Source organism: Pseudomonas sp. 22072 (assembly GCF_052046095.1).
GTDB lineage: Bacteria > Pseudomonadota > Gammaproteobacteria > Pseudomonadales > Pseudomonadaceae > Aquipseudomonas > Aquipseudomonas paracarnis.
Genome location: NZ_JBQEQE010000015.1, coordinates 42,779 through 69,557, shown reverse-complemented (window position 1 = coordinate 69,557; position 26,779 = coordinate 42,779). Strand labels below are relative to the sequence as shown.

Here is a 26,779-nt window from a genome sequence, read left to right as displayed (position 1 = left end):
TCGTCGTACAACTGCAAGTTTTATAGCGAGACGCCCGCGCAGTGTCAATCGCAAAGATTGCCGCTTATCCAGTATTTACGTGAATTCGAAAAATGTCAGTGCTGTGAAGTTGTAGGACGACAAACCCTGAGCACTAGGCTGGGCGCTTGACCGGGGACATCATCCAGCAGGCCAAAGCGTTGCATGCCGAGCTTCTCCAATACGCGGATCGACGCAGCATGATCGGGCCGCACTAACCCGAAGACTTCCGGTAGCGATAGCGTGTCGAACGCGAGCGCCAGGGCGTCACGACCCAGCTCAGTGGCATACCCCTGCCCCCAGGCCTCCACGGCCAGACGATAGCCAAGGTTGATGCGCCGCTGCGTCAGGTAATTAAGGGGCGCGATGCCGCCAAACCCGATGATGTGGTCGGGGGTCTCTTTGCGGGCAATCGCCCACCAGCCGTAGCCCTGGGAAGCCCATTGCTCCAGCCAGTGATCCAAGAGCCGTTGTGCCGCCCCCAGGTTGGGCAGCGGGCCGGCAGGATTGAACAGGTTGGTCTGTGGATCGCCGAAGATCGCGAACAATCGCTGAACGTCTGCGGGTCGTGGTTGGCGGTAGGTAAGGCGTGAATGACTGCTTGGCATTTAAAATGACTTCCCTGTTTTGCCTGATTGCCAATGACAACCCCCCTGTGGGAGTGCTCGAGCTGTAGCGAGGCCGCGATGGCGATAGGTCAGACAACACAAATGCCAACAGTACAGCCGCCCTCGTCACCTCGCCGGAGTGCCAGGCACTGAATTTTTGACTGAACCACCGCTTTCGCAGGCAAGCCAGCTCCCACATTTGATCTGTTTTGCCGCTAGTTATGCATAAGCCTCGAAAACCGACGTTTCATCCCATGCGATAAAAAATACACAAAGCGGTGAATTATTTCGTGTCCACTTGTATCTGAACTGACAGAGCGGTGCCATCGTAGCGATGGCACCTCCCCTGTTCAGCTTTTGAGTGGCCCGCATGAAACTACGTAAAAAACGCGTCAAACCCATCGGATTGAAAGACATCACCATTGTCGACGACAACAAGATGCGCAAGGCGATCACCGCCGCCGCACTTGGCAATGCCATGGAATGGTTCGACTTTGGCGTCTATGGCTTTGTCGCCTATGTGCTGGGCAAGGTGTTCTTCCCCGACGCTTCCCCCAGCGTGCAGATGATCGCAGCACTGGCCACCTTCTCCGTACCTTTCCTGATTCGCCCGCTGGGCGGCTTGTTCTTCGGCGCACTGGGCGATAAGTACGGGCGGCAAAAAGTTCTGGCCGCCACCATCGTGATCATGTCCTTGAGCACCTTTGCCATCGGCTTGATCCCCGGCTATGCCTCCATTGGCATCTGGGCCCCGATCCTGTTGCTGCTGTGCAAAATGGCCCAAGGTTTCTCGGTGGGCGGCGAGTACACCGGCGCGTCGATTTTCGTGGCTGAGTACGCCCCGGACCGCAAGCGCGGCTTCCTTGGCAGTTGGCTGGACTTCGGCTCCATCGCCGGTTTTGTGCTCGGCGCGGGTGTGGTGGTGTTGATCTCCACCGTGCTCGGTGAAGCCGAATTCGAGGCCTGGGGCTGGCGCTTGCCGTTCTTCCTCGCCCTGCCCCTGGGCATCATCGGCCTGTACCTGCGCCACGCGCTGGAAGAAACCCCGGCGTTTCAACAGCATGTCGACAAACTCGAACAGGGTGACCGCGAAGGCCTGAGCCACGGCCCTAAAGTCTCGTTCAAGGAAATCGCCACCAAGCACTGGCGCAGCCTGCTGACCTGCATCGGTATCGTCGCGGCCACCAACGTGACCTACTACATGCTGCTCACCTACATGCCGAGCTACCTGTCCCACAACCTGCACTATGCCGAAAACAGCGGCGTGCTGATCATCATCGCGATCATGGTCGGTATGTTGTTCGTGCAGCCGTTCATTGGTTTTGTCAGCGACAAGATCGGCCGCAAGCCTTTCATCATCGCCGGCAGCATTGGCTTGCTGTTCCTGTCGATCCCGGCCTTCATGCTGATTACCAGTGGCAAGACCGGCCTGATTTTCGGCGGCCTGTTGATTCTGGCGGTGGTGCTGAACTTCTTTATCGGCGTGATGGCGTCGACCTTGCCAGCAATGTTCCCCACCCACCTGCGCTACAGCGCCCTGGCCAGCGCCTTCAACGTCTCGGTACTGATCGCCGGTGTTACGCCGACCGCCGTGGCCTGGCTGGTGGAGAGCACCAACGACCTGTACATGCCCGCCTATTACCTGATGGTGTTTGCAGTGGTGGGCCTGATCACGGGCCTGACCATGAAGGAAACCGCCAACAAGCCCCTGCGTGGCGCGGCCCCGGCGGCTTCCGACATGGAAGAAGCCAAGGAGCTGCTGCAGGAGCATCACGACAATATCGAGCAGAAAATCGAAGACATCGATGCCGAGATTGCCGCGCTGCAAACCAAGCGGGAAAACCTGGTACAGCAACACCCGCGCATCAACTAATAACCTGACTGTGCGTGGTCGCGGCCTGCGACCACGCCATTGGAGCGTTCAGCATGGTTTCAAGCGTCACCGCCGCACACAGGTTACTCAGCGCAGACGAGCGCGCTGCCATTGCCGAAATTGAAGCAACCACCAACATCCTCAAGCTGGTCACTCGTCTGACCGGGATGAGATTCGCCGGCATCGCCAAGTTCACCGACCAGGAATGGGTGGTGTGCTCGGCCTACGACCCGCTGCAAATGGGCATCAACGTCGACGACGTACTCGACCTTGAAACCACCCTGTGCAGTGAGTTCTGCATCAACCCACACACCCTGTTCATCCCCCAGATCAGCCAGAACGGCCGTTTCGCGTCACGCCCGGTGGTCAAGCAATACGCCATCGAAAGCTACGCCGGCGCGCCGATCTTCCTGCCCGATGGCCGCCTGTTCGGGGCGCTGTGTGCGCTGGACTCACGGGCCATGCTGTTCGACGACCCGAACCTGCCGGAAACCCTGAGCCTGTTCGCACGGCTGATTGGCTGCATCTTCTACGCTAATCTGACCCCGGCGGATCACTGACACCCGCCCGGCCCCGCAGTGTTGCCATATCACGCTTGGGCGGCACCCCGAACAGCCGGCTGTACTCACGGCTGAATTGCGACGGGCTCTCATACCCGACTTTGAACGCGGCACTGGAGACATCCTGGTGCTCGTTCAACATCAATCGTCGTGCTTCATTCAGACGCAGCCATTTCTGGTATTGCAGCGGGCTCATCGCGGTCAGTTGCCGGAAGTGATGGTGAAAGGTCGCCGCGCTCATTTGCACCCGCGCTGCCAGCTCTTCCACACGCAGGGCTGCGTCGAAATTCAACTTCAGCCAGTCGATGGCCTTGGCAATCCGATAGCCCTGCCCGTCCACCGAGCAGATCTGGCGCAGTCGGCCGGCCTGGTCGCTTTTCAATAGCCGGTAATGAATCTCGCGTTGGATCAATGGCGCAAGTACCGGGATAGCCTCGGGTTCATCCAGCAACGCCACCAGGCGCGCGAATGCGGCCAGCATGCCGTCGGTGACCGTGCCGATCCCCACGCCCTTCATGACCGCACGCTCACGCACCGGCGGCAAGCCACCCTGGGCGATCAGCTCGGCGAGCATGCGCAGGTCCAGCTTGAACGTCAGCCCCAGGCACGGCTGCTCGGGGCTGGCCGCCAGCACCTCGGAATTGGCCGGGATGTCCAGCGACGTCACCAGGAACCGGGAAGTGTTGTAGGGGTAGCCCTCGCCACCGACCCACAACTGCTTCTCGCCCTGGGCCACCAGCACGATGCACGGCTCAACCATGCACACCACCGGCGCAGCGGGTTGCTCACGCCGATAAAAGCCCAGGCCGGGGATCGGCATGGCGTAGTCGCCGGGCGACGGCGTGCGCGAACCAATCGACTGGATCAGCGCGTTCAATGGGGTGGGAGTGGATGTCATGACAGACCCTTTCAATGCTTCATTGCACTTTACCCGCGCAAGTCACGGGCGTCGTCACCTGGCACTGAAACTCAGAGGATCAGGCAAGTAATCCACTCAAATGCACTACAGAAGCCCTGCCGTCACCCGGAAAATGTGCTGACACTTCACGAGGAACACCCCTATGAAACGCCTCTTGCTCGCCCTGGGTTTGTTGGTGACTTCTCTTTCTTCATTTGGAGCCGATATGTCTAACGGTGCGGATAACTTCTACAGCAGCGACACAGTGACGGCCGAACCTGTCACCTTCAACAATCAATACGGCATGCAGGTCGCAGGCACGCTGTTCGTGCCCAGGCACCTTGCCCCAGGCTCAAAGCACGCAGCCCTGGTCGTCGGCCACCCGATGGGCGCCGTCAAAGAGCAAAGCGCCAACCTCTACGCCACCAAAATGGCTGAACAGGGCTTCGTGACCCTGTCCCTGGACCTGTCGTTCTGGGGCCAAAGCGCTGGCACACCACGCAACGCGGTGTTGCCCGACCTCTACGTGGAAGACTTCAGCGCCGCCGTGGACTTTCTCGGCACTCGCCCACAGGTCGACCGGGAACGCATCGGTGCCATCGGCATTTGTGGCAGCGGCAGTTTTGTGATCAGTGCTGCGAAGATCGATCCGCGTCTCAAGGCAATCGCCACCGTCAGCATGTACGACATGGGCGCGGCCAACCGCAATGGCCTCAAGCACGGCATGACCTTGCAACAGCGCCAGCAGATCCTGCGCCAGGCCGCCAACCAGCGCTATGTAGAGTTCCAGGGCGGCGAGACCCTCTACACCGGTGGCACGCCGCAGAGCCTCACGGGCGATCCGGTCGGCGACGAGTTCTACGACTTCTACCGCACCCCCCGCGGCGAAGTCACCCCGGCAGGCGCCTCATCGCAGACCACCACCCGGCCGACGCTGACCAGTAACGTCAAGTTCATGAACTTCTACCCCTTCAACGATATCGAGACGATCTCGCCGCGCCCACTGCTGCTGATTACCGGGGCCAACGCGCACTCCCGTGAATTCAGTGAAGACGCCTATCAACGCGCCGCCGAGCCCAAGCAATTGCTGGTCATTCCCAACGCCGGCCATGTAGACCTGTACGACCGCGTCGAACTGATCCCGTTTGACACGCTCACCACCTTCTTCCAGAGCCACTTGCAGTGAGGTCCGTTACCCCTCAATCGCAACGCTGGGGCGCGGTGCTGGCGATGTCGCTCGCGGCGTTTGCCTTGGTCGCCTCCGAGTTCATGCCGGTCAGCCTGCTGACACCGCTGGCCGCTGACTTGCACATCACTGAAGGCCAGGCCGGCCAAGGCATTTCCGTGTCCGGGGTGTTTGCCCTGCTCACCAGCCTGGTAATCGCGGCGGTTGCCGCAAGGATGGATCGCAAGCGCCTGCTGATGGCCCTGACCCTGCTGATGATCGTCTCTGGCAGCGTGGTGGCGTTCGCACCGAATTACGCGGTGTTCATGCTCGGGCGTGCGTTGATTGGGGTGGCGATTGGCGGCTTCTGGTCGCTGTCGGCGGCCACGGCAATGCGCCTGGTCGAGCCCGCCCAAGTGCCACGGGCCTTGGCCATCGTCAACGGTGGCAACGCCCTGGCGACGGTGATCGCGGCGCCGCTGGGCAGCTTTCTTGGCGGCCTGATTGGCTGGCGCGGCGCATTCTTTTGCGTGGTGCCAGTGGCCGTGATTGCGCTGGCCTGGCTGTGGCTGAGCTTGCCGGCGCTCAAGCACAGCGGCACGGCGGCCACCGGCAATGCGCTGCGCCTGCTGAAAAACTCCAAGGTGGCCTTGGGCATGTGCGCCGTCAGCCTGTTCTTCATGGGCCAGTTCATGCTGTTCACTTACTTGCGGCCATTCCTGGACGGCGTGACCCGGGTCGAGGTGTCCACCCTGTCGCTGATGCTGCTGGTGCTCGGCCTGGCCGGCCTGGCGGGTACGGTGTTGATTGAGCATTTGCTCAAGCGTCACCTGTACCCGACGCTGATTGCCATTCCGTTGATCATGGCCGGCATTGCTCTTGCGCTGGTGGGGTTCGGCGGTTCAGCGATTGTCACCACCCTGCTGTTGGGCTGCTGGGGCCTGGTAGCGACAGCTGCTCCGGTTGGCTGGTGGACATGGCTGGCACGCACCTTGCCCGACGACGCTGAGGCCGGCGGGGGGTTGATGGTCGCCATCATCCAGTTGGCGATTGCCGCCGGTGCCACCGTCGGTGGCGTGGCATTCGACTTGAGCGGCTACCGGGCCACCTTCGAGTTGAGCGCCGCCTTGCTGGTAGTCGCCACGCTGCTGGCTTACCTGGCATCCCGGCGCCCTGCTCACGCATCCATGGCAAGCGGCACTACTTGAAAAAATGACTCGGCGTTTTACCAAACTGTTTCTTGAACATGCTGGTAAAAGCGCTGGGGCTTTCGTAGCCCAATTCAAACGCCACATCGATGATCTTCTCCCCCACCGCAATGCGCTCCAGCGCCAGCAGCAACCGCGCCTGCTGGCGCCATTGGCCGAAGGTCATGCCGGTTTCCTTGCGGAACAGGCGCTGGATGGTGGTCTGGTCCAATCCCAACCGCGCACTCCAGTCGGCCACGGTGGAGGCATCACTCGGTTCATCCTGCAACGCCAGGCAGATCGGGCTCAGGCGCGGGTCGGCAGGCTGGGGCAGCGACAGCGGCAAGGCCGGGAGAATGGCCAGTTCGTCAAGAATCAGGTGCATGATCCGCGCGTCGCGTGAATCCTCGGCATACGGCGGCTTCAAGCTCACCGAGGCCTTGATCAGTTCACTCAGCAGCGGCGAAACGGTCACCGTCTTGGGCTCGGCCGGCAGGTTGGGGAAGCTGTCCGGGCGCACGAACACGCTGCGCATCTTCAGCGTACCCACGCAACGCAGTGAGTGAACTTGACCGCAAGGCATCCAGAAGCCACGATTGGGCGGCACCGTCCATTGCCTCAGGGCCGAGTACACCACCATCACACCGCCAATGGCGTACAGCAGTTGGTGCTTGTTGTGGCTGTGTTCGGGGATCACCCAGTTTTCGGGGTAATCGGTGGCCGAACTGATGACGGCCCAGTCGCCCTCATCGATCTCTCGCAGAAATTTATCCAGTGATTTGATCATTTCGCCCTTTTTGCGATGGTTTCTGCCCGAATTGCGCGAGACAGGCATTGGCGCCGAATCTAGCATAAACGCCGAGTCCAGATGGAGTGGCGGTTCACATCACCGCCGCCCGCCTCCACGCCTGTCAGCTGCCTTGTACGGAATGCCCGCATGTCCACAGTCACAGCGTCACCCGCCGCACCTTCGACCAGCCCGCAAGTAAGCCCCTTAGTCATGCGCGTCCTGGGCGCCTGTGCCCTGGCGCACCTGATCAATGACTTGATCCAGGCTGTGCTGCCATCGATCTACCCGATGCTCAAGGCCAACTACGGCCTGAGCTTCACCCAGGTCGGCCTGATCACCCTGACCTTCCAGTTGACCGCCTCGCTGCTGCAACCGTGGATCGGCTACCACACCGACCGCCACCCCAAACCCTGGTTATTACCAGCGGGCATGGTGTGCACCTTGATCGGCATCCTGATGCTGGCCTTTGTCGGCAACTTCCCGGCGATATTGCTCGCGGCGGCGCTGGTGGGTGTGGGCTCATCGACCTTCCACCCGGAAACCTCCCGCGTCGCACGCCTGGCTTCCGGTGGGCGCTACGGCTTGGCGCAATCGACCTTCCAGGTCGGCGGCAACACCGGCAGCGCTTTCGGCCCGTTGCTGGCGGCGGCGATCATCATTCCCTACGGCCAAAGCCACATTGCCTGGTTCGGCCTGTTTGCGGTGTTCGCCATCCTGGTGCTGTACGGTTTGAGCCGCTGGTACCGCCACCACCTCAACCTGTTCAAGCTCAAGCAAGGCAGCCAGGCGACCCACGGTTTGTCCAAAGGCCGCGTGACCTTCGCCCTGGTGGTATTGGCTGTGCTGGTGTTCTCCAAATACTGGTACATGACCAGCCTGACCAGTTACTTCACGTTCTACCTGATCGAGAAATTCCAGCTGTCGGTAGCCAGCTCGCAGATGTACCTGTTCCTGTTCCTCGGCGCAGTGGCCGTGGGCACCTTCGCCGGCGGCCCGATCGGCGACAAGATCGGCCGCAAGAAAGTCATCTGGTTCTCGATCCTCGGCGCCGCACCGTTCACCCTGGCCCTGCCCTACGTCGACCTGTTCTGGACCGCCGTACTCAGCGTGGTCATCGGCTTTATCATCGCCTCGGCGTTCTCGGCCATCGTGGTGTTTGCCCAGGAATTGGTGCCGGGCAATGTGGGCATGATCGCCGGGATATTCTTCGGCCTGATGTTCGGCTTCAGCGGGATCGGCGCGGCGCTGCTCGGGATGCTCGCTGACCATCACGGCATCGAATACGTGTACAAGCTGTGCTCGTTCCTGCCGCTGGTGGGTATCCTCACGGTACTGTTGCCGTCGACCAAAGGCGTTTGATCGATCACGTCGCCCCATAACCGTAGTTATCTACAACTTTGGGGCGACGCGGGACCTGTGGCGAGGGAGCTTGCTCCCGTGACGGCCTGCTAGCCGAAGCCTATCTACCTGACACCCCCACGATCCAGAGGTGGGTGGCTTGCCTGCGATAACCATAGGTATCGACACAACTCCTTAGCGCTCAACGGTAACCACGATGCGAAGCGAGCCGCTCTTGATCTGCTACGGATATGTCCACAATCCAACTGTGTTGACTGCCAGGCCGCCTTCGCGAGCAAGCCAGCTCCCACTTTGGATCGTCGTGTGTCAGTCAGATCAGCGTCGCTGGCAGGTCGTCACGGGAGCAACAAGCCTCACTTCATGGCCCGGCGAGAAAATCCATTAACCACGATATAGAGCAAAGGCCCTACCGACACAAACACTGCCGTCAGTAAAAAATACGGCAGCACTGAGACCATCGACCGCCCTCGCCTACGCGCATCCCGGTACATCCACACACACGCCAGCACCGCCATCAGATACAGGTCAATCACCACCTGCGCCGTATCGGGCCGGGACATCAGTTCCCATCCAAATGCCAGCAATGATCGCTCTGCCGTGAGCATGGTCGCCACCGTATTGAGGGTAAACCCGAGCAAGGCAGCCAGGGAGGTCTGTGCATGGTCTCTTCCTTGAAGTGCAACGTTAATCAGCGCGGCCACCTTAGCGACAAGAGGCTGCCGCTCGCAATCCTGCAGACGTCTTTCCCGAGATGTCCTGCGCGCCGCCTACACGAAGTATGCCGCGCTGGTTTTGTGAAATATCTGTACGTAGACTGCCGCCATACCCCCACTTGAAGGCGGCGAAAAAAACGTGATGCAAGTTACTGAAGTCTCTATTGCCCAATTGCGCGCTGCGCTTGAAGCCGGCCAGACCACGGCAGTTGAACTGGTGCAGGCGTACCTGGCGCGGATCGATGCCTACGATGGCCCGCAGACGGCCACTGCACTGAACGCCGTGGTGGTACGCAACCCCGATGCGCTCAAAGAAGCCCAGGCGTCCGATGCGCGCCGTGCCAAGGGGCAAACCCTGGGGCCGCTGGATGGCATTCCTTACACCGCCAAGGACAGTTACCTGGTCAAGGGGTTGACGGCTGCATCCGGCAGCCCGGCGTTTGCCAAGCTGGTGGCCCAGCGCGATGCCTTCACCATTGAGCGTCTGCGTGCCGGTGGCGCTATCTGCCTGGGCAAGACCAACATGCCGCCGATGGCCAATGGCGGTATGCAGCGTGGCGTGTACGGTCGCGCCGAAAGCCCCTACAATGCCGACTACCTCACCGCGCCGTTTGCGTCGGGTTCCTCCAACGGCGCTGGTACCGCCACCGCCGCCAGCTTTGCCGCGTTCGGGCTAGCTGAAGAAACCTGGTCCAGCGGTCGCGGCCCGGCCTCCAATAATGGCTTGTGTGCCTACACGCCGTCCCGTGGCGTGATTTCGGTGCGCGGCAACTGGCCACTGACCCCGACCATGGACGTGGTGGTGCCTTATGCACGCACCATGGCCGACCTGCTGGAAGTGCTCGACGTCGTGGTGGCCGAAGACCCGGACACACGTGGTGACCTGTGGCGCCTGCAACCCTGGGTGCCGATCCCCAGCGTCACCTCGGTGCGCCCGGTGTCCTACGCGGCGCTGGCAGTCGACAGCGAAAACCTGGCCGGCAAGCGCTTTGGCGTGCCGCGCATGTACATCAACGCCGACCCGGATGCTGGCACCAGCGAAAAACCGGGTATCGGCGGCCCGACCGGACAAAAGATCCACACCCGCGCCACGGTGATCGAACTGTGGCAAGCCGCGCGCCAGGCATTGGAAGCGGCGGGTGCCGAAGTGATCGAAGTGGATTTCCCGCTGGTGTCCAACTGCGAAGGCGACCGCCCCGGCGCGCCGACGGTGTTTACCCGTGGCCTGGTCTCTAAAGAGTTCCTCCACGACGAACTGTGGGAACTGTCTGCATGGGCCTTCGATGACTTCCTGCGCGCCAACGGCGACCCGCACCTGAACCGCCTGGCCGATGTGGACGGGCCGAGCATCTTCCCCCACGACCCCGGCACCCTGCCCAACCGTGAAGACGACCTGGCCGCCGGCATGGACGAATACGTGCGCATGGCCCAACGCGGCATCACGCCATGGGACCAGATCAGCACCGTGCCCGATGGCCTGTGCGGCCTGGAGCAAACCCGGCGCCTGGACCTGGAAGACTGGATGGACACCCTCGGGCTCGACGCCGTGCTGTTCCCCACCGTGGCCGACGTAGGCCCGGCGGATGCCGATGTGAACGAAGCGTCTGCCGACATTGCCTGGAGCAACGGCGTGTGGGTGGCCAACGGCAACCTCGCCATCCGCCACCTGGGCGTGCCCACCGTCACCGTGCCGATGGGCGTGATGGCGGATATTGGCATGCCGGTGGGGCTGACCTTCGCCGGGCGTGCCTATGACGATTCGGCGCTGTTGCGCTTTGCCTCGGCGTTCGAAGCCACCGGCAGCAAACGGATGATCCCGCCGCGTACGCCACCGCTGGCGGCTATCTAGCTGGGCTCCTCACTCAAATGCGGGCTTGCTGTGGCGAGCAAGCTTGCTTGCGCTGGGGTGCGTAGCGCCCCCAAAAAGCCGGCTCCAGCTGCGCTGTCGAGCGAGAGCAAGCTCCCTCGCCACAGCAAGCCCGCTCCCACACTTTTTGTTCATATTTCAGTTTAAACACCGTGGTGCGAGGACCGAAGCACCTCGTTGCGACGCTGCCACTCCTCCACCACATCCCCCAAAGTCTTGGGTGCGCCGTTACGAATCCACGCCATGAATGGACGGTTGAACTTGAACGCCGGGCCACACTGCTCAAGCATAAAGCGGCGCACGTTCTGGGTGTTTTTATAGCTAGGGGTGACGGGTGTAGCGCGGGTGATGAAGTCGCTGTGCCAGTCAAAATCCATGATGTACCTCGGCTGCGCGGATGGTGATGAACACTCTAGCGCCTACTCACCTCAAGCTCCTGCAAAATTTCACTTTCCTTCCGCCTTGAGAATATTGCATGGTTGTACGACGACGTACTTCGTCGTATTTCTTAACAACAATAAGGAAACACCCATGTCCAACTTCAAAGTGCTGATCGGATTTCTGTGCCTCTTCTCCGGCTACGTCGCCGCCGCGCCCGGCGCCGCCGAGAAGGATGTAGCCCAGGCAGTCGATCAATTGACCCAAGCCATGCTGCATCTGGACCTCAAGCAGCTTCATGCACTGACGTCCGACAAGCTGACCTACGGCCACTCCAGCGGCAAGGTGCAAAACAAGGCGCAATTCATTGCCGACCTGGAAACCCATACCAGCGCATTCAAAACCCTGGAGATGCAAAACCAGACCATCACCCTCAACGGCGATACCGCCCTGGTGCGCAACCACTTCCATGCCCTGGCGGTGAACAGCGGTGTGGACACACCAACCGATATCGACAACTTTCAGGTTTGGCAAAAACAGCACGGCCAATGGCTGCTGATTGGGCGCCAGGCTTACAAGTACTGAGCAAACCTCACCACGCCACCACCTTGCGCACCTTCACCAGCGCCTCACGCAATGCCGCCATGGGCACCGAACCCAGGGCCAGGCGCAGCGCGTGGGGCACCTGGGCCGAGACCGCGAACGGTTCGGCGGTTGAAACCGAGATGCCCGCGCGCTGCAAGGTCATGGCGACCTGATCGGCGCGGGCGTCTTCCGCCAACGGTAGCCACAGAAAGTAGGAGGACGGGTGACTGATGGTCTTCACGCCCCTCAGCACCTGTGCTGCCAACGCTTGACGAGCCTGGGCATCCGCACGCTTTTGCGCCTCCAGTTGCGCCACCGTGCCGTCCTCGAGCCAGCCCACCGCAATCGCGCTCATCACCCCCGGCACGTTCCAGGTGGTGGCCATGATCGTGCGCTCCAAGCCGCTCACCCAAGCCATAGGCGCAGCGATAAAGCCCACGCGTAAACCGGTGGCGACACTCTTGGACAGCCCGCCGATGTACACCGTGCGCTCCGGTGCGAGGGTCGCCAAGGGTGGCGGCGCTTCTTCGGCGAGAAACGCATAGGCGCCATCCTCGATGATCATCAGGTTGTGCTGCCGGGCGATTGCCACCAAGCGCTCGCGCAGCGCCAGGCTCATCACCCAGCCCAGCGGGTTATGCAGGGTCGGCATGCTGTACACCGCTCGCACCGGGCGCTGGCGACACAGGCTGTGCAAGTGGTCCAGGTCCGGGCCGTTGGCTGTGACTGGGATGGCGACCAGTTCCAGGTGCAGGGTTTCGGCCAGCACCTTGAACCCCGAATAGGTCAGTGCATCCACCGCGACCACATCCCCAGGCTTGAGCAAGGTCATCATGCTCACCGCCAGGCCATGCTGGGCGCCGCTGACCACCAGCACCTGCTCGGCTTGCACCGTCAACCCTCGGTTCAACAAGTGCCGGGCCACGGCGGCGCGCTCGTGCACACGTCCGGCATGGGGCTGGTAGCGCAGCAACGCCTCCAGGTCGCCAGACAGGGCGAGTTGGCGCAACGCCGTGCGCAGCAGCTCGGCCTGACCCGGCAAAGACGGATAGTTGAAATTCAGGTCAAGCAAACCCGCCGCAACCGTCATCTGCCCACTGCCCTGCCCCGGTGGCAAGGCAATCTCACGCACGAAAGTGCCGCGCCCGGTTTCGCCACTGACCAGGCCCATGGCTTCCAGCTCGCTGTACACCCGGCTGGCGGTGACCAACGCCAGGCCATGCTCGGCCGCCAATTGCCGATGGGTAGGCAACCGCGTGCCGGGCTGCAATTGGCCGCTGCGGATGGCCTCGGCGAAGGTATCGACCAGCGTCTTGTAGCGAGCACGGGGCATAGGGCTGTATCCATGACAATTTTTTGATTGTCTTAATCTTCAATCCTAGGATGCCCACCACGCAACTGCCATTTTCGGACAGGTCCCCCATGGAACGCACTTCTCCTCTCGGCACTCTGGACAGCAGCACCCAGGGTTGGATCAACGGTTTTATCGGTGTGGTGATTTTCAGCGGCTCGCTGCCAGCCACGCGCCTGGCGGTCATGGAATTCGATCCGGTGTTCCTGACCATGATCCGCGCCACTCTCGCGGCGCTACTGGGGTTGTGCCTATTGGGGGTATTCAAGGAAAAACGCCCCACGCGCCAGCAATCGGCACCGCTGGTTATCGTCGCGCTTGGCGTGGTGATCGGCTTTCCACTGCTGACGGCCCTGGCCCTGCAGTACGTGACCTCGGCCCACTCCATCGTCTTTATCGGCCTGCTGCCACTGGCTACGGCGGTGTTCGGTGTGCTGCGCGGCGGTGAACGGCCGAGGCCGGTGTTCTGGTTGTTTTCGATCCTGGGCAGCCTGTTGTTGGCGCCGTCTACCCTCAGCGGTATCAGCTTGCCGGCCTGGTTGAGCCTGGGCTACGTGGCGGTGTTCAGCATGTTGATCGGCTTTGTATTCTGGTACCGCGGCCTGGCCCAGGGCGGGATTGCCGCGGTCGGCCAGTTGCAGTTGCTGCAACCGTTCTTCGGCTTGGCGCTGGCAGCGGGTTTGCTGCATGAACAGGTCAGCCTGGGCATGGTGCTGGTGACGGTGGCGGTGATCGGCTGCGTGGCCGGGGCGAAGAAGTTTGCTCGCTAACCCCTGGCCTGCTAAATAGAAGCGTCGCCCAAACAACAACAAGGACTCTGCATGCACAGCGCTTCTCTCCAGGACACCACGGCGCCGGAAGGCATCTGCTACGGCTGCGGCAGCAGCAACCCTCATGGCCTGCACATCAAGAGCCGCTGGGATGACGATGGCGTACACGTCATTGCCGAGCATCAACCCGAGGCCAAATACAGCGGCTGGCCAGACCTGGTCTACGGTGGCCTGATCGCCATGCTGGTGGACTGCCATTCCAACTGGACCGCCATGGCCTACCACTACCGCGCCGAACAGCGTGAACCCGGCAGCCTGCCGCGCATCGACTGCGTCACCGGTAACCTGGGGATCAAATTCATCAAGCCCACGCCCATGGGTGTGCCCCTGGTCCTGCGGGCGCGGGTCGAAGGCGAAATCGGTCGCAAAAGCCGGGTGGTCTGCGAAGTGTATGCAGGCAGCGTGCTCACCGCCGTCGGCGACTCGGTGTTCGTGCGCGTCGACACCGGGCAACTGGCCGCCGCCGCCCATGGCCGCGAGGTTTGATCCTGGTCTACAGTGACGGCAACCGCTAATCGAGGACTGCACCGATGACTCGTCTGACCGCGAAAGACTTTGCTCCCGAACTGCTGGAACTCTACGACGGCTATGCCCACGGCAAGATCAACCGCCGCGAATTTCTCGACCGCGCCGCGCTGTTCACCCTCGGTGGCCTCACCGCTTCGGCATTGCTCGCGGCCCTGAGCCCCAATTACGCCTTGGCCGAGCAGGTGAAATTCACCGACCCGGATATCGTCGCCGACTACATCACCTACCCCTCGCCCAAAGGCAACGGCACCGTGCGCGGCTATCTGGTGCGCCCAGCCAAGGCGGCAGGCAAGCTGCCCGCCGTGGTGGTGGTGCATGAAAACCGGGGCCTGAACCCCTATATCGAAGACGTCGCCCGACGCCTGGCCAAGGCCGGCTTTATCGCCTTGGCCCCGGACGGCCTGACCTCGGTGGGCGGCTACCCTGGCAATGATGAAAAAGGCGTGGCCCTGCAGCAGACCGTCGACCCGACCAAACTGATGAACGACTTCTTCGCCGCCATCGAGTGGCTGATGCAGCACGACAGCAGCACGGGCAAAGTCGGCATCACCGGGTTCTGTTACGGCGGTGGCGTGACCAATGCAGCGGCGGTGGCCTACCCGGAACTGGGCGCGGCAGTGTCGTTCTACGGGCGCCAACCCGACGCCAAGGACGTGCCGCGCATCAAGGCGCCGGTCATGTTGCATTTCGGTGAGCTGGATACACGCATCAATGAAGGCTGGCCGGCGTATGAGCAGGCATTGAAGGCCGCGGGGACGAGGTATGAGGCGTTTATCTACAAGGGCGCCAATCATGGTTTTCATAATGATTCGACACCGCGCTATGACGAAGCAGCGGCGAACCTTGCCTGGGAACGCACCCTGGGATGGTTCCGCCAATACCTGATGTAGGAGCGAGCAAGCTCGCTCCTACATAAATGAGGACCTGCCTCCCCAAATGTTATCCAACACTTGCCTGCAACCACCCTTTGAACGCCAACATCGCGGGTGTCTCAGCCCGCGACTGCAAGCGCGTCAACCAATAGCTGCCGGTGGTGATCCCCACCTTGAACGGCTGGCGGATCACATCGATCTCCAATTGCCGTGAAAACATCAGGGCTGGCGCCAGTGCTACGCCAGTCCCTTGCAGCGCGGCCTCCATCATCGCCAGCGAAGAGTCGAACACCACGCTGCGCGGCACCCGTGTATCGCTGGGCAAACCGGCGGCCTGGAACCACAGGTTCCACTCATCGGCACGGTAGGAACGCAGCAAGGTGTGTTTCAGTACGTCAGCCGGGCTGTGCAGTTGTTCGGCAATCTGCGGCACGCACAACACCGTCAGCGGTGCCTCAAGCAAGGGGCAGGCGTCGGTGCCGTGCCACGCGCCGGCGCCAAAGCGGATGGCATAATCCAGGCCCTCGGCAGCGACATCCACGCGGTTGTTGTGGGTGGACAAGCGCAAGTCGATCAACGGGTAGCGGCTGTGAAAATCCGCCAGGCGTGGCAACAACCAGCCCACCGCAAAGGTGCCGACCGCCCCCACCGTCAGGACTTCACGGTAATGCCCGCCTTCAAATTGATCCAAGGTCAGGGCAATACGGTCGAAGGCGTCACGCAGCACGGGCAGCAGGGATTCGCCTTCGCTGGTGAGCATCAAGCCCCGTGGCAGGCGCTTGAACAGCGTGACGTTGAGTTGCGCTTCGAGACTTTTGACCTGATGACTGACCGCCGCCTGGGTCACGCACAGCTCAATGGCCGCACGGGTAAAGCTCAAATGGCGCGCCGACGCTTCGAAAGCGCGCAACGCATTGAGCGGCAGGTGGGAACGCAACATGGCTTGACCCAAATTTTTCTAATGGCAGGTGCGAGATATCATCGTTTGCCGGCGCCCGGAAATCCACCTACATTTGCCACGCCTGCGCAGGTTCCGATCGTCATTGCCTTATTTACATGGAAGCGAACCATGAAACACACCCTGAAAAAATATGCGGTTTCAGCCTTTTTGCTCGGCGCCGGCAGCTGCATGGCAGCCACCGATATGCGCCAGGTCGTGGACAGCCACGTCACCCCTCTGATGAAACAGCAAGGCATCCCGGGCCTGACGGTCGCGGTCGTCCAACACGGCAAGGTGCAATACTTTAACTACGGCGTCGCCGCCAAAGACACCCAGACACCCGTCACCGAAAACACCCTGTTCGAAATCGGCTCAGTGAGCAAAACCTTCAACGCCACCCTCGGCGGGTATGCCCAGGCCATCGGCAAGCTCAAGCTGTCGGACATGACCAGCCAACATCTGCCCGTCCTGGCTGGCAGCGCGTTCGATCGCATCAGCCTGCTGCAACTGGCCACTTACACCGCCGGCGGCCTGACGCTGCAGTTTCCGGATGCCGCCGACAGTGCAACCACCATGATGGATTACTTCCAGCATTGGAAACCCACTTATGCGCCGGGGGAACAACGCCTTTACTCCAACCCCAGCATTGGCCTGTTCGGTTACGTGACCGCAAAAAGCCTGGGCCAGCCTTTCACCGTCGCCATGGAAAAAACCCTGCTGCCCAAGCTGGGCTTGACCAATACCTATACTCGCGTCCCCGCCGACAAGGCTGGCCAATACGCCCAGGGCTATGACAGCCAGCAGAAACCGGTACGCGTCAACCCTGGCGCCCTGGACTTCGAAGCCTATGGCCTCAAGAGCAGCAGCCAGGACCTGGCCCGCTACGTGATCGCGAACATGCACCCGCAAACCCTGGAACAACCGGTGCAACAGGCCATTGCCACCAGTCACGCCGGCTACTACACCGTCAACGGCATGACCCAGGGGCTGGGCTGGGAACGCTACCCCTACCCCATCGGCCTGCAAGCGTTACTGGACGGCAACTCCACACCGATGGCGATGGAGCCGCACAAGGTCACCTGGTTGACACCCGCCCAGGCCGAGCCGGCCAACGTGCTGTACAACAAAACCGGGTCCACTGGCGGCTTTGGTGCTTACGTGGCGTACGTGCCAAGCAAGGACATGGGGGTGGTGATCCTGGCGAACCGGAACTACCCGAATGCCGAAAGGGTGAAAGTAGCGCACGCGATCTTGAGTGCGATGGACCAATAAGGCCGCCATCGCAGGCAAGCCTGCTCCCACATTTGGATCGCGGCGCGTCAGTTAGATCAGCGTCCGCCGTTGGGTAGTCACGGGAGCAAGCGCCCTCGCCACAGGGCCTGCGTCGTCCCTGAGTTATGTAGATACCTATGCCCCGATGAGGGAGTGTCTGACTCATCGCCATCGGGGCAAGCCCCCTCCCACCCTACATTCCGAGCCACTGCGGCAGCGCCAGGGAAATGAACGGCAAGTAAGTCACCATGATCAGGAAGACCAGCAAAATCATCAGCCACGGCATCGCCGCGCGAATAGTCTGCCCCAATGTCAGCCCGGTCACCGCCGAGGTCACGAACAGGTTCAGCCCCACCGGCGGGTGCACCAGGCCGATTTCCATGTTCACCACCATCACTATCCCCAGGTGAATCGGGTCGATCCCGAGCTTCATCGCAATCGGAAAAAAGATCGGCGCCAGGATCAGCACAATGGCCGAAGGCTCCATAAAGCTGCCGGCAATCAGCAGCACCACGTTGACCATGATCAAAAAGCCAATCGGCGTCAGTCCTTCCGAGATTACCCACGCGGTGATTTGCTGGGGGATCTGTTCGGTGGTCAGCACGTGGGCAAACAGCATGGCGTTGGCGATGATGAACATCAGCATGATCGACAAGCGCCCCGACTCCAGCAGCACCTTGGGGCAGTCGCGCAGCTTCATGTCCTTGTAGACGAACAGCGCGACGAATGCTGAATACACGGCCGCCACTGCCGCCGCTTCGGTCGGGGTGAACATGCCGCTGTAAATGCCGCCGAGGATGATCACCAGTAGCAACAGGCCCCAGAACGCTCGGCGTGCACAGCTCAGCCATTCACGGAATGTCGCCCGGGGTTGCGCCGGCAGCTTCTTGATGCGGGCGACGATGTAGATCGCGACCATCAACATCAGGCCCAGCAGCAAGCCCGGAATCACCCCGGCCATGAACAACTTGCCCACCGAGGTTTCGGTCGCCGCCGAATACACCACCATCACAATCGACGGCGGGATCAGAATGCCCAAGGTCCCGGCATTGCAGATGATGCCAGCACCAAATTCCTTCGGATAACCGGAGCGCACCATGCCCGCCACGGCAATCGAACCCACTGCTGCCACCGTGGCCGGTGACGACCCGGACAGCGCTGCAAACAGCATGCACGCCAGCACAGCCGCAATCGCCAGGCCACCGCGGATATGCCCGACACAGGCGTTGGCAAAGTCGATCAGCCGCTGGGCCACGCCGCCGGTGGTCATGAAGGCACCGGACAACAGGAAAAACGGAATCGCCAGGAAGGTGTAGGCATCGCTGGTTTCAAACAGCTTGATCGCCAGGGAACTCACCGAGTCCTGGCTGAACATCAAAATCGACACCGCACCGGACAGCCCCAGGGCAATCGCAATCGGCACGCCCAGGAACATGAACACGAACAACAGCAAAAACAGACAGAGCACGGCCATCAGTGACGCTCCTCATGGCTGCCGGCCAACTTGCTGGCCTCACCGGCCTCGTCGGCCAACCCCAACCCGACCTGGCGGTGGGTAAAGATGCGGTAGAAAATTTCCAGGTAGCGGATCAATACCAACGCAAAGCCAATGGGCACGATCACCACGATGTCGCCGACATCGATGCCGAACTGGTCGAGGTCTTCGGCGCCGATATGCGCGGTCATTACCGCACTTACCCACTTGTAGCTGGCCACCATGAACAGCCCGGCATAGGCCAGGCAGCACAGGCAGGCGAGCATGCCGAGCAGACGCTGCACCGGGCGCCGGGTCAGCCGCACCAGCGCGTCCACACCCAGGTGGCCAGCAGTGCGCACGCCGTAGGAAATGCCGAAGAAAATCAACCAGCCGAACATGGCCTTGGTCAGCGCCACACTCCAGGTCATCTCTTGGGCCCACGTCATGCTGCCGTCGCCCAGGGCATTGAAGAAGGGGCTGCTCCAGGCCCATTTGTCGGCCAGGGTAAAGAACAGGGTGTAGACGTTGTTGAGCATGACGTAGACGAACGTCACCAGGGTCATGGCGGCCAGCAGGAAAGCGATAAAGCCTTCCTCCAGGTGCTCCCAGACGCGCCTTAGCGTTTGCATGGCAAAACCTCGCGAGGCAGAGATAGGTAAAAAGCCAGGTCAACCTGCTAGATCGTTCCCACACTCCGCGTGGTAATGCCGCCCCGGACGTTCCACGTCCTGTATCACGCCGTGCGTAAGGCGACGGGAGCGTCACGGGATGCATTACCACGCGGAGCGTGGGAACGATCAGTCGCGGGCAAGCCCGCTCCCACAGGGGATTACTGATTGGACTGGTCCGCCGCCTTGATCAGGCCGGCCCCAATCTCGCCTTCGAACTTCTGCCACACCGGGCGCATGGCTTCGCGCCACAGCGCACGTTGCTCGGGGGTCAGTTCGATGATTTCGCTGGTCTTGGCGTCGATGATCTTCTGCTTGGCCGACTGGTTCAGCGCTTCGGCCTGCTTGTTCACCTCCACGGTGACCTCGGCCATGATCTGCTCCAGGGTGCTGCGCACATCCGGCGCCAGGCCGTTCCAGAATGTCGCGTTAGTGATCACCATGTAGTCGATCAGGCCGTGGTTGGACTCGGTGAAGTACTTCTGCACTTCGTTGACCTTCTGGCTTTCATAGTTCGACCAAGTGTTCTCGGTGCCATTCACGGTACCGGTCTGCAGGCCCTGGTAAACCTCGGCAAAGCTCATCTTGCGCGGGTTGGCGCGGATCGCCTTGAACTGTTCTTCGAGCACACTGGAAGCCTGCACGCGGAACTTCAGGCCACGGGCGTCCTTGGGTTCATGCAGGGCCTTGTTGGCAGAGAGTTGTTTGAGGCCGTTGTGCCAATAGGCCAGGCCGAGGATGTTTTTATCCTGCATCGAGGTCAGCAGTTGCTTGCCCTGGGCCGCCTGGAAACGGTCGACGGCGGCCAGGTCGCTGAACAGGAACGGCAAGTCGTAGATCTGCACTTGCTTGGTGTAGTGCTCGAATTTGGCCAGGGACGGGGCCAGCATCTGCACATCACCCAGCAGCAATGCTTCCATTTCCTTGCCATCGCCAAACAGCGACGAGTTCGGGTACACCTCGACCTTGACCTTGCCGGGCAGGCGCTCTTCAGCAAGCTTTTTGAACAGCAGCGCGCCTTGGCCTTTAGGGGTGTTTTCAGCAACCACGTGGGCGAACTTGATCACAATCGGGTCTGCCGCCTGGGCCAGGCCAGCGGTAAACAAGGTGGCGGCGCACAGCAGCGCCCGGGAAAGCTTGAGCATGGGAATCACCTTCTTATTGTTGTGTTTAAGGCAAGGTGCCTGATGTTAAGCGTGTCGTGAATTTCGAATTTTAGATACCTGCGTTCGGCTTGGCCGAATGCGTCCAGTGTGGGAGCTGGCTCCAGGTTCCGTCAGTCAGAGCTGGCAGTGAGCAGCCGTTGCGCGCGCAGCAACACCGGCGCATCCACCATCTGCCCATCAATCTGATAAGCCCCTGCCCCATGGGCGCCCGCCTCCACCACTCGCCTGGCCCAGGCCAGCTCTTGGGCGCTCGGCGCTAGCGCGGCATGGATCACCGCCACTTGCTTGGGATGAATGCACAACGCCCCGGCAAAACCCATCTCATAGGCGTGCCGGATCGAACGGTGCAGGCCTTCTGGGTCGTCGATGGCCGGGTGCACGCCGTCCAGCGGCGCCGCCAGGCCCGCGGCGCGCGAATGCACGATCAACGCCAGGCGCGCCTGGTCGAGGGCCAATTCGGCGGCACGGGAGTGACTGCTCAGGTTCAGGTCCAGCGCCAGGTCCAAGCCACCGAACGACAGGCGCTCCACCTGGGGCGCCTGGGCAATCTGCGCCAGTGCCAGCAAACCGCGTGCGCTTTCGATAATCGGCCAGATAGCCTTGCCGGTCGCGGCCACCACAGCCACCTGGGCCGCGCTTTCGACCTTGGGCAGCAATACCCCGGCGACATTTGCATGGGCCTTGCAGAACGCCACGTCCTCAAAATGCTCGGCATGTTGCGGCGCGTTGATGCGCACCCACACCCGGGCTTCAGCATGGGCGCGCAGGAATGCATCCAGATTATCCCGGGCCTGACGTTTGAGCGGCTCTTCCACCGCGTCTTCAAAATCCACAATCACTGCGTCGGCGCCGCTGGCCAGGGCCTTGGCAAACCGCTCCGGGCGGCTGCCCGGCACAAACAGCGCAGAACGTACTAATGGCTTTGGCATCACGTGATTCCTGATTAGATAACGCCGCGCTCGCGCAGACTGTTAATGGCCTCAATGGAGTAACCCAACTGGTCGAGGATGCCTTGGCTGTGTTGCCCCAGCGCTGGAACGCCGTCCATGCGCGGGGTAAACGCGGCGTTACGGGCCGGTGGCAGCAGCGAGGGCAACGGCCCCGCCGGGCTGTCGACGTCACGCCAGCTGTCGCGGGCCTTGAGTTGCGGGTGGTCCCACACGCCTTGCATGTCGTTGACCCGGGCACTGGCAATTTGCGCATGCTCCAGGCGCTGGATCACCGCCTCGACGTCCAGTTGGGCAAAGCGCTCCACGATGATCTGGCGCAGCACCTCGCGGTTGGCCGAACGCTTGAAATTGGCGCTGAAGCGTTCGTCCATGGCCAGCGCCGGGGTGAGCAGCACTTTGTCGCAGAACGCCGCCCATTCGCGCTCGTTCTGCAAGCCGAGCATCACGGTGCCGCCGCCCCCGGTGGGAAACGGCCCGTAGGGGTAAATCGTCGAATGCGCGGCACCCGCACGCGGTGGCGGCGGCGCGCCGTCGAAGGCGTAATACATCGGGTAGCCCATCCACTCCACCAGGCTTTCGAGCATGCTCACATCGATGCGACTGCCCTGGCCGGTTTTGCCGCGCAGCAGCAGCGCCGACAGAATGCCGCTGTAGGCGTACATCCCGGCGGAGATATCCGCGATGGAGCAACCGGCCTTGGCCATCTGCTCTTCACCTGGGCCACCGGTCACCGAGAGAAAGCCGCCCTCGCTCTGGATCAGCAGGTCGTAGGCTTTCTTTTTCTCGTAGGGCCCGCCTTCGCCGTAGCCGGAAATATCGCAGACGATCAGGCGTGGAAAGCGCACGTGCAGCGCCTCGAACGATAAGCCCATGCGCGCTGCCGCGCCGGGGGCAAGGTTCTGCACCAACACATCGGCATCGGCCAAAAGCGCATCCAGAATAGCGCCCGCCTCGTCCTGCTTGAGGTCCAGGGTCAGGCTTTCCTTGGAGCGGTTGGTCCAGACGAAATGCGACGCCAGGCCACGCACCCGCTCGTCATAGCCACGGGCGAAGTCGCCGGTGCCGGGGCGCTCTACCTTGATGACCCGGGCACCGAGGTCGGCCAGCTGGCGCGTGCAAAATGGCGCGGCAATCGCGTGTTCCAGGCTGACGACGGTGATGCCGTCCAGCGGTCGTTGTTCAGTCATGACAAATCCCTCAAAGCCAATGGGCCATGGACGCGGTAGTGCGCAGGTTCCACACCTGCTCGATCAGGCCTCTGGCCTGGGTCGGGGTGCGGGCGCCGCTGAAGTGGGCCAGGCGCTGGAACTTATCCGCCAGTTCGGCCCGACTCAGGGTGTTGCCCGGGTCGCCCTTGGGTTCATCAATGGCACCGCGCAGCGTGCGGCCATCGGTGGTGGTGACCGTGACGCGGCCCAGCCAGCGTTGCGGGTAGGCGCTGTCGACTTCCGCGTCCAGGGTCATGCTGACCTTGTCGCGAAACGCCGCGACCGCAGGATCGGTCAACGCCAGCTCATGGAATTCAGGCAACCCGGCTTTGCCATGCACAGCGATCAGCCCAAGCACGGTGCCCATGGAAAACTTCGCCTGGTGCACGGTGGCCGGTACCGTCACTCGGCCGAGTACGTCAATGGCGCCTTGGTGCACGTGGGTTCGCACCTGGGAGATCTGCGCAGCGCTCAAGCCTTCACGCTGCATCACGGCCAGCAGCGCGTCGGCAGCAGGATGGGTGTGGCGACAGGAGGCGTGGAACTTGAACGAGGTTTCCACCAGCGCCCAACGGCTGCCCAGCTCGGCGGACAATTTGCCCGGCTGGGCATCACTGGACATACCTGCCGCCAAACCTTGCTCACCTTCAAGGATATTGCGCGCGCCGGTCAGCCCATCGGCCGTAAGGTAAGCCGCCAGCAAGCCGTCCGCCGCCGCCTTGGCCGTGTGCAGTTGTTTGGAGTCGGCGGCATCGCGCAGAAACTCCCACAGCCCGGCAGCCTGGGTGCCGGCGCTGCCGAGCAGGTTGATGAATTGTTCTTCGTTGAAATCGAGCAACTTGCCCACCGCGACCGCCGCCGCCAGGGTGCCGACCGTGGCCGTGGTGTGGAAGATGCGGTAGTGCGAGCGGCCCATGAACTCACCGATGCGAATCCCCGCCTCGTAGCCGGCCACCGAGGCCAGCAACAGTTCACGGCCAGACTTGCCGAGGTCCTGGGCAGCCGCCAACGCGGCGGGAAACACCACGGTGGCCGGGTGCAGCACGGAACTGTTGTGCAGGTCATCCTGCTCCACCAGGTGTGAGGAGGCGGCGTTGACCAGTGCGGCGAAATACGCGCTGGTGCCGGTGCCGTTGACGATCACCTGGGCCGGGCCGCTGCTCGGGCCCATCTTCTGCGCGTAGCGTTCAAACAAGGGAATCGGGTGCGCGCCTTGGCTGGCCAAGGCGGACGCGAGCCAATCCAGGTACAGCTCTTCGGTACGCGCCAGCACGGGCTCGGGCAATTGTGAGTACGTCAGCTCGGCCAGGAACCGGCACAGGGCTTGGGTATGATGCATGCTCAAGGCCCTCAGAAGCTGCGTGGCAATTCGAGCAAATGCTCGGCCACGTAGGACAGGATCAGGTTGGTGGAGATCGGCGCCACCTGGTACAGGCGGGTCTCGCGGAATTTGCGCTCCACGTCGTACTCGCAGGCAAAGCCGAAGCCGCCGTGGGTTTGCAGGCAGACGTTGGCCGCTTCCCAGGACGCCTTGGCCGCCAGGTACTTGGCCATGTTGGCACTGGCCCCGGCGTTCTTGCCGCTGTCGTATTCCTCGCAGGCACGCCAGCGCATCAGGTCGGCCGCTTCGATCTCGATATGCGCCTCGGCAATCGGGAACTGCACGCCCTGGTTCTGCCCGATTGGCCGGCCAAACACCACACGGTCGCGGGCATAGGCGCTGGCCTTTTCGATGAACCAGCGGCCGTCACCGATGCACTCGGCGGCAATCAGCGTGCGCTCGGCATTCAGGCCATCGAGGATGTATTTGAAGCCCTTGCCCTCCTCGCCAATCAGGCTGTCCAGGGGAAGCTCCAGGTTGTCGAAGAACAGCTCGTTGGTCTCGTGGTTGACCATATTGGCGATGGGCTGCACGGTCAGGCCGTTGCCGACGGCCTGGCGCAGGTCTACCAGGAAGATCGACATGCCTTCGGACTTTTTCTTTACGTCGGCCAAGGGCGTGGTGCGTGCCAGCAGGATCATCAGGTCGGAATGCTGTACCCGAGAGATCCAGACTTTCTGGCCGTTGATCACGTACTTGTCGCCGCGCTTGATCGCCGTGGTCTTGATCTTGGTGGTGTCGGTGCCGGTAGTGGGTTCGGTGACGGCCATCGACTGCAGGCGCAATTCACCGCTGGCCAGCTTGGGCAAGTAGAAGCGTTTTTGCGCTTCGCTGCCGTGACGCAGCAGGGTGAACATGTTGTACATCTGGCCGTGTACGGTGCCCGAGTTGCCGCCGCAGCGGTTGACTTCCTCAAGGATCACCGAGGCTTCGGCCAGGCCCAGGCCGGAACCGCCGTATTCCTCGGGGATCATGGCCGACAGCCAACCGGCGTCGGTCAGGGCCTTGACGAAGGCTTCAGGGAAGCCTTTTTCTTCATCGATCTTGCGCCAGTAAGCGGCATCGAACTCGGCGCACAAGGCGCGCACGCCGTCGCGGATGGCCTTGAGTTCTTCGTTGTCATGGGCATTCATTAACGGCTCTCCGCCTGTTGTTATCGGGTTATTCGAAATGCACTTGGGCGGTCTGCGCCAGGCCTTCAGTGTTGCCCGCCCAGAGTTCTGCGACGCCGGTTGCGGTGATACGCCCGCCCACCTCAAAAGGCTGTAGCGCAATCAGTGGGCGCACGCCGCGATAGGCAAAGCGGCGCAGAGTCGCCTCAGGGTGCGCCCGGCAGAACGCACGCAGGTTCAAAGTGGCGATCAGCGGGCCATGCACCACCAGGCCGGCATAGCCTTCGGTGCCGGTGACATAGGGGTAGTCGTAGTGGATGCGGTGGCCGTTGAACGTGACGGCGCTGTAGCGGAACAACAGGGTCGGCGTCGGCTCGACGGCCTCTGTCCATTCGCCCCGGGCCAGCGCGTCGCCGCTGCCAGGCTTGGGTGGCGTGGGTTCGCGGTAGACGATGTCCTGTTCCTCGCGGATGGCCAGCCGCCCTTCCTGGGAGTAGTCATGGCGCACAGTGACAAATAGCAGTGAGCCGGTGCGCCCGGTCTTTTCTTCGACCTGGGTGATGGTCGACACGCGCGTAGCCGCCTCGCCAGCCCGCAGTGGCTGCAGAAATTCAAGACGCCCACCGGCCCACATGCGATTGCGGTTATCGGCCGGCGGCAGGAACCCGCCGCGTGCTGGGTGGCCGTCGCCGCCCAGCGCCACCTCCGGCAGCGGGTCCTGGAAAAAGCACCATTGCCACAGCGCAGGCACAGCGTCGCCGTCGGCAGGCACCTCTTCACCTAACGTCGCGGCGATGCGCTTGAGCAGGTTATGACTCAGGTGGTCGTGGGCGGTCTCACTTCGGCCGATCCAATCAGTGGCGCTCATCGGGTGCAGGTCCTCAGGCAGTGGGTGTCTGCCGTGGATCATGCAAGGGCCTGCCCGTTCTGAGAATTTGCATTTCAATAAACCAGCGTTCGGTTAAGCTGAACGCTTACAGCCACACCGTGAACCAATGTGGGAGCTGGCTTGCTGTGGCGAGC

General features: G+C 61.9%; 26 protein-coding genes. 11 read left to right on the top strand and 15 right to left on the bottom strand.

The window, feature by feature from the left end; all coding sequences use genetic code 11:
- Nucleotides 1-95 precede the first annotated feature (95 nt).
- Nucleotides 96-626 carry a GNAT family N-acetyltransferase gene (locus tag ACTJLA_RS16835; RefSeq protein ID WP_314543212.1) on the bottom strand — a complete coding sequence of 177 codons (531 nt, stop codon included), beginning with the start codon at nt 624-626 and terminating at the stop codon, nt 96-98.
- A gap of 370 nt (nt 627-996) precedes the next feature.
- Between ACTJLA_RS16835 and proP the strand changes: the two genes are divergently transcribed.
- Together proP and ACTJLA_RS16825 are read left to right on the top strand one after the other, a co-directional pair.
- Nucleotides 997-2,499: a glycine betaine/L-proline transporter ProP gene (gene proP / locus ACTJLA_RS16830; RefSeq protein WP_014718644.1), complete on the top strand. Its 1,503-nt coding sequence runs from the start codon at nt 997-999 to the stop codon at nt 2,497-2,499.
- 53 nt (nt 2,500-2,552) lie between these two features.
- Complete coding sequence (locus tag ACTJLA_RS16825) at nt 2,553-3,059, top strand: GAF domain-containing protein (RefSeq protein ID WP_020302594.1); 507 nt, start codon at nt 2,553-2,555, stop codon at nt 3,057-3,059.
- On the opposite strand, the gene ACTJLA_RS16820 is transcribed toward ACTJLA_RS16825, so the two are convergent.
- Entirely contained in the window at nt 3,034-3,957 is a 924-nt protein-coding gene (locus tag ACTJLA_RS16820; protein WP_314543207.1) for an AraC family transcriptional regulator, read from the bottom strand. The genes ACTJLA_RS16825 and ACTJLA_RS16820 overlap by 26 nt on opposite strands.
- 163 nt (nt 3,958-4,120) lie before the next feature.
- On the opposite strand from ACTJLA_RS16820, the gene ACTJLA_RS16815 reads away from it, so the two are divergent.
- Both ACTJLA_RS16815 and ACTJLA_RS16810 read left to right on the top strand, forming a co-directional pair.
- A complete protein-coding gene (locus ACTJLA_RS16815) occupies nt 4,121-5,143 on the top strand; it encodes an alpha/beta hydrolase (RefSeq protein ID WP_314543205.1) in 1,023 nt (340 codons plus the stop codon).
- Nucleotides 5,140-6,330 carry an MFS transporter gene (locus tag ACTJLA_RS16810; protein WP_314543203.1) on the top strand — a complete coding sequence of 397 codons (1,191 nt, stop codon included), beginning with the start codon at nt 5,140-5,142 and terminating at the stop codon, nt 6,328-6,330. Before ACTJLA_RS16815 ends, ACTJLA_RS16810 begins: the two co-directional genes overlap by 4 nt.
- Here the strand turns inward: ACTJLA_RS16810 and ACTJLA_RS16805 are convergent.
- Nucleotides 6,323-7,144, bottom strand: coding sequence for an AraC family transcriptional regulator (locus ACTJLA_RS16805; RefSeq protein ID WP_014718649.1), 822 nt, complete (start codon nt 7,142-7,144; stop codon nt 6,323-6,325). The two genes, ACTJLA_RS16810 and ACTJLA_RS16805, sit on opposite strands and share 8 nt — an antisense overlap.
- Nucleotides 7,145-7,246: 102 nt before the next feature.
- Here ACTJLA_RS16805 and ACTJLA_RS16800 point away from each other — a divergent pair, with 102 nt between their 5' ends.
- A complete protein-coding gene (locus ACTJLA_RS16800) occupies nt 7,247-8,458 on the top strand; it encodes an MFS transporter (RefSeq protein WP_003190861.1) in 1,212 nt (403 codons plus the stop codon).
- Between the two features lie 353 nt (nt 8,459-8,811).
- Here ACTJLA_RS16800 and ACTJLA_RS16795 read toward each other — a convergent pair whose 3' ends face one another.
- Nucleotides 8,812-9,159, bottom strand: coding sequence for a DUF2834 domain-containing protein (locus ACTJLA_RS16795; RefSeq protein WP_314543201.1), 348 nt, complete (start codon nt 9,157-9,159; stop codon nt 8,812-8,814).
- Between the two features lie 151 nt (nt 9,160-9,310).
- Here ACTJLA_RS16795 and ACTJLA_RS16790 point away from each other — a divergent pair, with 151 nt between their 5' ends.
- On the top strand, nt 9,311-11,020 hold the full coding sequence (locus ACTJLA_RS16790; RefSeq protein WP_314543199.1) for an amidase: 1,710 nt from the start codon (nt 9,311-9,313) through the stop codon (nt 11,018-11,020).
- 161 nt (nt 11,021-11,181) lie between these two features.
- On the opposite strand, the gene ACTJLA_RS16785 is transcribed toward ACTJLA_RS16790, so the two are convergent.
- Nucleotides 11,182-11,415, bottom strand: a complete 234-nt coding sequence (locus ACTJLA_RS16785) for a DUF6434 domain-containing protein (protein WP_314543197.1) — start codon at nt 11,413-11,415, stop codon at nt 11,182-11,184.
- A gap of 154 nt (nt 11,416-11,569) precedes the next feature.
- On the opposite strand from ACTJLA_RS16785, the gene ACTJLA_RS16780 reads away from it, so the two are divergent.
- Nucleotides 11,570-12,001 carry a nuclear transport factor 2 family protein gene (locus ACTJLA_RS16780; protein WP_003190851.1) on the top strand — a complete coding sequence of 144 codons (432 nt, stop codon included), beginning with the start codon at nt 11,570-11,572 and terminating at the stop codon, nt 11,999-12,001.
- A gap of 7 nt (nt 12,002-12,008) precedes the next feature.
- On the opposite strand, the gene ACTJLA_RS16775 is transcribed toward ACTJLA_RS16780, so the two are convergent.
- Complete coding sequence (locus ACTJLA_RS16775) at nt 12,009-13,334, bottom strand: aminotransferase-like domain-containing protein (RefSeq protein ID WP_057975759.1); 1,326 nt, start codon at nt 13,332-13,334, stop codon at nt 12,009-12,011.
- 89 nt (nt 13,335-13,423) lie between these two features.
- Here ACTJLA_RS16775 and ACTJLA_RS16770 point away from each other — a divergent pair, with 89 nt between their 5' ends.
- From ACTJLA_RS16770 to yghX, 3 genes are read left to right on the top strand one after another with little or no spacing between them, the layout of a single operon-like run.
- A complete protein-coding gene (locus ACTJLA_RS16770; RefSeq protein WP_440841636.1) occupies nt 13,424-14,122 on the top strand; it encodes a DMT family transporter in 699 nt (232 codons plus the stop codon).
- Between the two features lie 51 nt (nt 14,123-14,173).
- Entirely contained in the window at nt 14,174-14,668 is a 495-nt protein-coding gene (locus ACTJLA_RS16765) for a PaaI family thioesterase (RefSeq protein ID WP_054897340.1), read from the top strand.
- A 44-nt stretch (nt 14,669-14,712) separates the two neighbouring features.
- Nucleotides 14,713-15,600 (top strand): YghX family hydrolase, encoded by an 888-nt coding sequence (yghX, locus tag ACTJLA_RS16760; protein ID WP_034125993.1) that lies wholly within the window; start codon nt 14,713-14,715, stop codon nt 15,598-15,600.
- Nucleotides 15,601-15,649: 49 nt separating this feature from the next.
- Here yghX and ACTJLA_RS16755 read toward each other — a convergent pair whose 3' ends face one another.
- The gene (locus ACTJLA_RS16755; RefSeq protein WP_314543186.1) at nt 15,650-16,522 is read right to left on the bottom strand and encodes a LysR family transcriptional regulator; all 873 of its coding nucleotides are present in this window, start codon (nt 16,520-16,522) and stop codon (nt 15,650-15,652) included.
- Nucleotides 16,523-16,651: 129 nt separating this feature from the next.
- On the opposite strand from ACTJLA_RS16755, the gene ampC reads away from it, so the two are divergent.
- Nucleotides 16,652-17,794 (top strand): class C beta-lactamase, encoded by a 1,143-nt coding sequence (gene ampC / locus ACTJLA_RS16750; protein ID WP_314543184.1) that lies wholly within the window; start codon nt 16,652-16,654, stop codon nt 17,792-17,794.
- 193 nt (nt 17,795-17,987) lie between these two features.
- On the opposite strand, the gene dctM is transcribed toward ampC, so the two are convergent.
- The 8 genes from dctM to ACTJLA_RS16710 all read right to left on the bottom strand — a co-directional run bounded on the left by dctM (nt 17,988) and on the right by ACTJLA_RS16710 (nt 26,624).
- Complete coding sequence (gene dctM / locus ACTJLA_RS16745; protein WP_014718351.1) at nt 17,988-19,268, bottom strand: C4-dicarboxylate TRAP transporter large permease protein DctM; 1,281 nt, start codon at nt 19,266-19,268, stop codon at nt 17,988-17,990.
- Nucleotides 19,268-19,900, bottom strand: a complete 633-nt coding sequence (locus tag ACTJLA_RS16740) for a TRAP transporter small permease (RefSeq protein ID WP_034125996.1) — start codon at nt 19,898-19,900, stop codon at nt 19,268-19,270. Before ACTJLA_RS16740 ends, dctM begins: the two co-directional genes overlap by 1 nt.
- Before the next feature lie 200 nt (nt 19,901-20,100).
- Nucleotides 20,101-21,084 (bottom strand): TRAP transporter substrate-binding protein, encoded by a 984-nt coding sequence (locus ACTJLA_RS16735; RefSeq protein WP_057975757.1) that lies wholly within the window; start codon nt 21,082-21,084, stop codon nt 20,101-20,103.
- Between the two features lie 131 nt (nt 21,085-21,215).
- Nucleotides 21,216-22,034: an HpcH/HpaI aldolase/citrate lyase family protein gene (locus tag ACTJLA_RS16730; RefSeq protein ID WP_057975756.1), complete on the bottom strand. Its 819-nt coding sequence runs from the start codon at nt 22,032-22,034 to the stop codon at nt 21,216-21,218.
- 14 nt (nt 22,035-22,048) lie between these two features.
- Nucleotides 22,049-23,242, bottom strand: coding sequence for a CaiB/BaiF CoA-transferase family protein (locus tag ACTJLA_RS16725; protein ID WP_314543175.1), 1,194 nt, complete (start codon nt 23,240-23,242; stop codon nt 22,049-22,051).
- A 10-nt stretch (nt 23,243-23,252) separates the two neighbouring features.
- Nucleotides 23,253-24,602 (bottom strand): MmgE/PrpD family protein, encoded by a 1,350-nt coding sequence (locus tag ACTJLA_RS16720; protein WP_314543172.1) that lies wholly within the window; start codon nt 24,600-24,602, stop codon nt 23,253-23,255.
- Nucleotides 24,603-24,613: 11 nt separating this feature from the next.
- Nucleotides 24,614-25,777: an acyl-CoA dehydrogenase family protein gene (locus ACTJLA_RS16715; protein ID WP_314543170.1), complete on the bottom strand. Its 1,164-nt coding sequence runs from the start codon at nt 25,775-25,777 to the stop codon at nt 24,614-24,616.
- 28 nt (nt 25,778-25,805) lie between these two features.
- Nucleotides 25,806-26,624, bottom strand: coding sequence for an FAS1-like dehydratase domain-containing protein (locus ACTJLA_RS16710; protein WP_314543168.1), 819 nt, complete (start codon nt 26,622-26,624; stop codon nt 25,806-25,808).
- Between the last annotated feature and the right edge of the window lie 155 nt (nt 26,625-26,779).